The 322-nt window shown below is 66.8% G+C and carries 1 pseudogene; it reads right to left on the bottom strand.

Going from position 1 to position 322, the window contains the following annotated elements:
* Window positions 1-322, bottom strand: a pseudogene (locus tag BN358_RS26665) (B12-binding domain-containing radical SAM protein); the annotation flags it as partial.

Genomic DNA, 322 nt, shown 5'->3' with positions numbered 1-322 from the left:
CGGTGGAGAAACTCACCCCGAGCACATCGAACGCGCGCACCGGCAGGTGGTTCTCCAGCGTGAACTGCGGCAGGCCGTGGCTGCGCATCAACGCGGCCAGGTCGGGCCAGATCGAGAACGTGCGCTCGGCGAGCATCCAGTCGCGCTCGTTGAGCAGTTCGTACAGGATGGCCAGGCCCTGGTTCGGCTGGCCCACCTCGTAGGCGTCCGGGTACATCAGGGCCCAGCGAACCTCGGCGGCGGCGAAGTCCTTGCTCACCGAGTTCACCTCGCCCCCGATGTACTGCACCGGCTTGCTGACCTGAGCCAGCAGAGGTTCGAG

This window comes from Sedimentibacter sp. B4 (assembly GCF_000309315.1).
In the GTDB taxonomy this organism is placed as follows: Bacteria; Bacillota; Clostridia; order Tissierellales; family Sedimentibacteraceae; genus Sedimentibacter; species Sedimentibacter saalensis.
Note: the sequence above shows the minus strand (reverse complement) of the source record. Positions and strands in the feature narration are given on the sequence as shown.